5 protein-coding genes are annotated in these 3943 nt (G+C 47.2%); 1 reads left to right on the top strand and 4 read right to left on the bottom strand.

Features of this window, described 5'->3' with window-relative positions:
- Window positions 1-96: 96 nt before the first annotated feature.
- The 3 genes from AB7E53_RS14470 to AB7E53_RS14460 are packed head-to-tail and all read right to left on the bottom strand — an operon-like array spanning window position 97 to window position 1947.
- Window positions 97-300: a hypothetical protein gene (locus AB7E53_RS14470; protein ID WP_068181352.1), complete on the bottom strand. Its 204-nt coding sequence runs from the start codon at window positions 298-300 to the stop codon at window positions 97-99.
- Entirely contained in the window at window positions 279-1061 is a 783-nt protein-coding gene (locus tag AB7E53_RS14465; protein WP_068181349.1) for a metal ABC transporter ATP-binding protein, read from the bottom strand. The genes AB7E53_RS14470 and AB7E53_RS14465 overlap by 22 nt, the downstream gene beginning before the upstream one ends.
- Window positions 1045-1947, bottom strand: a complete 903-nt coding sequence (locus AB7E53_RS14460; protein ID WP_068181346.1) for a metal ABC transporter solute-binding protein, Zn/Mn family — start codon at window positions 1945-1947, stop codon at window positions 1045-1047. Before AB7E53_RS14460 ends, AB7E53_RS14465 begins: the two co-directional genes overlap by 17 nt.
- A gap of 135 nt (window positions 1948-2082) precedes the next feature.
- On the opposite strand from AB7E53_RS14460, the gene cysS reads away from it, so the two are divergent.
- Window positions 2083-3561, top strand: a complete 1479-nt coding sequence (gene cysS / locus AB7E53_RS14455) for a cysteine--tRNA ligase (RefSeq protein ID WP_079682327.1) — start codon at window positions 2083-2085, stop codon at window positions 3559-3561.
- 100 nt (window positions 3562-3661) lie between these two features.
- Here cysS and AB7E53_RS14450 read toward each other — a convergent pair.
- On the bottom strand, window positions 3662-3943 hold a 282-nt coding region (locus tag AB7E53_RS14450), incomplete at its 5' end, for a DUF3108 domain-containing protein (protein WP_446776480.1).

Below are 3943 nucleotides of genomic sequence, written 5' to 3'. Positions count from 1 at the left end.
TGAAACGGATCTGTCACAGCCATCTATCATTTCCGAAACCCGCTTCAATAAAGGGTTTTGAGGGTGAAAATGATAGATGACAGATCATTTTGCCGTTTATTGCTTATCCTTGAAGTAAAAAACGTAGTAATACCATAACAGCCCTATCCAGTTAAGGGCAAGGATGGTGAGAATCCACAATCCTTTCTGTCCTTTACTGATAAAAGGGTTCTGCAATACGGCGGTTACCCCGAAGATAACACTTGCAATGGCGATAATGTAGCCTATTTCGGGCAGTCCTATGAGTGCGAGTGGGTACATGTTTCGTCGTCGTGCTTTTTCAATACCCGGTGGGGCAGGTTTCCATGCCCTATCAATTCGATGGGACATGCATACTTCTCGTTCAGCCAGTTTTCTGAGATATCGGATCCGGCATGGTAGTGGGCGGTTTCGTTTACACAGGCAATGTTCTTAACCATAGAAAGCACGGTGCCGATATCGTGCGAAACCAGTACGATGGCACTCCGTTTATTTATTTCGTCGAGTAACCGGTAAAAGTGTGACTCGAACCGCTTGTCGACATACGAATTAGGTTCATCCAGAATGAGCACCTGCGGATCAGACACGATAGAGCGCCCCAGCAATACCCGCTGAAGCTGTCCGCCCGAAAGTTCGCCGATGGGGCGTTTTACAAGCTCTTCCAGTCCCATCTGTTCCACTACTTCGTCGATCCGCTTTTGCTGCTGGTCGTTAAATCCGCGAATCCATCGCTTTTCGGAAGCCAGTCCGGAGGATATCACATCTCTTACGGTAATGGGGAATTTCTTGTCGATATTGTTTAGCTGGGGCAGGTATCCGATTCGCAGAAAAGGTACCTGTTTGCTGTCCTGATAAAACCGGATGGTTCCGGAGTTGGGTTGCAGCAGACCAAGGATAACCTTAAGCAGCGTTGTTTTACCTCCTCCGTTGGGACCTATTATGCCCAGAAAGTCGCCTTCCAGTACATCCAGCGACACATCTTTCAATACGGTCTTGTTGCCGTATCCGGCCGTTACATCTTTTATCTCAATTAGCTTCTGCATCTTTTAAAGATTGGGCAATCAGAATCATCTCTTCGTGCCAGTTATAGGATAGCGGATTGATTCGCACAAGCTTACAACCGGTTTCGCGGGCAATAAGTTCTGCATTCTTCTGATCAAATTCCTGTTGGATAAATACAACACGGGTATTGTTGGCACGGGCGGTGTCTACCAGCTCTTTCAACTGAGCGGGACTGGGTTCTTTACCGTCCATTTCAATGCATAGCTGTGTAAGCTGGTATTCGGCGGCAAAATAGCTTAAGGCCGGATGATAAATAATGAAGGTCCGGTTGCTAAGTCCCTCCAGCAATTGATTGATGGTTGCCTCGGTCTTTTCGATTTCGGCCAATAAGGCGTTGTAGTTGTCGAAGTAAAACTTGGTATTCTCCTTGTCGAGGGCGATAAACGCCTGCAGGGTATTCCAGGCTACTGCTTTGGCTCCGGCAACCGAGCTCCAGGTATGGGGATCGATTCCGGTGTGCTTATGACCGTGGTCGTGTCCGTGTTCTTCGCCTTCGTGATCGTGCTCCTCGTGCATTTCGGCATCCGGGTTATCAATTACGGCAATACCTTCCGACAGGTCGAACACCTTCAGGTTGGGATTGTTCTTTACGATATTGTCCATCCAGGCCGTTTCAAATCCGATGTAGCCGATCTTCAGGTAAGCTACGCTTTGTCCCACTTTGATCATCTGCTGGGGTGTGGGATCGTAGGTTTCGGGGCTCTGACCGGCAGGCACCACACAGTTGATTGTATATTTATCGCCGGCAATCTTTTCGGCAAAGTATCTCTGGGGTTCTATGGTTACGGATACCATCTTTTCGGACGTCTTTTTTTCTGCACACGAGAATAAAAGAAGAGAGAATAATAGAAGTGTAATCTGCTTCATGTCTATATTGTTTTAAACCACAAATATACAGAATAATTTCTTTCTATCGCTGAAGGTTTATTTGACGGCATCAAAAAGAGAGGTATATCAGCCGGAATATGTATATTTGTAACCTCAATAAAGTTTTATATAGTTATGGAACATCCATTAAGCATTTACAACACGCTTACGAGAAAAAAGGAACAGTTCGTACCTTTGCATGAACCGCATGTGGGAATGTATGTATGCGGACCTACAGTGTATGGCGATGCCCATTTGGGTCATGCCCGGCCGGCCATTACATTCGACTTGTTGTTCCGCTATCTGTCGCACCTGGGATACAAAGTAAGATACGTACGCAATATTACCGATGTGGGTCACCTTGAAAATGATGCCGACGCGGGAGAAGACAAGATTGCCAAAAAGGCCAGACTGGAACAGCTTGAGCCGATGGAGGTGGTTCAATATTACCTTAACAGGTACCACAAGTCGATGGATGCACTCAATGTGCTTCCTCCCAGCATCGAACCGCATGCCTCGGGGCATATCATCGAACAGATCGAACTGGTGAAGAAGATTATCGACAACGGATTTGCTTACGAAAGCGAAGGTTCTGTTTACTTTGATGTTGAAAAATACAATAAATCGCATAATTACGGCAAACTGTCGGGGCGTAACGTGGAGGATATGTTAAATACCACCCGGGCTCTGGACGGACAGGAAGAGAAGCGCAATAGCGTTGACTTCGCCTTATGGAAGTGTGCGGCCCCGGAACATATTATGCGCTGGCCTTCGCCCTGGAGCAATGGCTTCCCGGGATGGCATTGCGAATGTACTGCCATGGGTAAGAAGTACCTGGGCGAGAGTTTCGATATACACGGAGGCGGAATGGATCTGATCTTCCCTCACCACGAATGCGAAATTGCGCAGGCTGTGGCTTCGCAGGGAAAAGAGGCGGTTCATTACTGGATGCACAACAATATGATCACCATTAACGGACAGAAGATGGGTAAGAGTCTGGGTAATTTCATTACGTTGGATGAATTCTTTACCGGCAGCCATGCTTCATTGGCACAGGCTTACAGTCCGATGACGATACGCTTCTTTATCCTGATGGCTCATTACCGCAGTACAGTGGACTTCAGCAATGAGGCTTTGCAGGCTTCGGAAAAGGGGTTGTCGCGGTTGATGGAGGCATGGAGCCACCTGGACAAGCTGAAGGCTTCTGAGGTTTCGTCTGTCGATGTAAAAGGTATTCGCTCCAAGTGTTACGATGCTATGAACGACGACCTGAACAGTCCGATTGTGATTTCTCATTTGTTTGACGCCACCCGAAGCATCAATTCCGTATTGGCTGGACAAGCGACCCTTACGGCCGCAGATATTGAAGAGCTGAAAAGCGTATTCAAGCTATTTCTGTTCGATATATTAGGTATGCAGGATCTGGCAGTGGTAGCTGCGGGCGCCAATACAGAAGCATTCGGAAAAGCGGTGGATTTATTGCTCACCATCCGTAAACAGGCCAAAGATAACAAGGATTGGGCTACGTCCGATAAGATACGGAACGAGCTCACAGCGCTTGGATTTGAGATAAAAGATACCAAAGACGGTGCAGAGTGGAAGTTATCCAACTAACAGTTTCTGGAAAATATAGATGGAGGAAGGGCGGCTTGACCGCCCTTTTTCTTTGTACTAAAATGACGCTGAGGCTGACTTTATAGGCCGTTATGTCTTGTTATCTGGAAGGGATTACAATACGGCTGGTAAGCGGATGGCGGTTGCCCGAAATGCTCCGGAACTTGACTTCGGCCGATCCTATTTTAAGTTTGGCCTTTATTTTAATGGGAATCTTATTTCCGTCGTCGCTCACCCACACTTCAATGGCCTCTTTGGTCTCCGTAAAGGCTTCGTCAAAGATATCCATATAGAAGCGTTTCGTCTTGAACTTCACATTGTCGCCATGCTCTACGATACTCTGACCCGCATACCGGAAGCGCACATTTACACGGTCGCGTCC

The organism is Macellibacteroides sp. (genome assembly GCF_050251695.1).
Classification (GTDB): Bacteria; Bacteroidota; Bacteroidia; order Bacteroidales; family Tannerellaceae; genus Macellibacteroides; species Macellibacteroides fermentans.
This window is presented reverse-complemented; position numbering and strand designations above follow the sequence as displayed.

Coding starts and splice junctions, on each gene's coding strand:
- AB7E53_RS14470 (WP_068181352.1), bottom strand. CDS start 300: ATGTACCCACTCGCACTCATAGGACTGCCCGAAATAGGCTACATTATC.
- AB7E53_RS14465 (WP_068181349.1), bottom strand. CDS start 1,061: ATGCAGAAGCTAATTGAGATAAAAGATGTAACGGCCGGATACGGCAAC.
- AB7E53_RS14460 (WP_068181346.1), bottom strand. CDS start 1,947: ATGAAGCAGATTACACTTCTATTATTCTCTCTTCTTTTATTCTCGTGT.
- cysS (WP_079682327.1), top strand. CDS start 2,083: ATGGAACATCCATTAAGCATTTACAACACGCTTACGAGAAAAAAGGAA.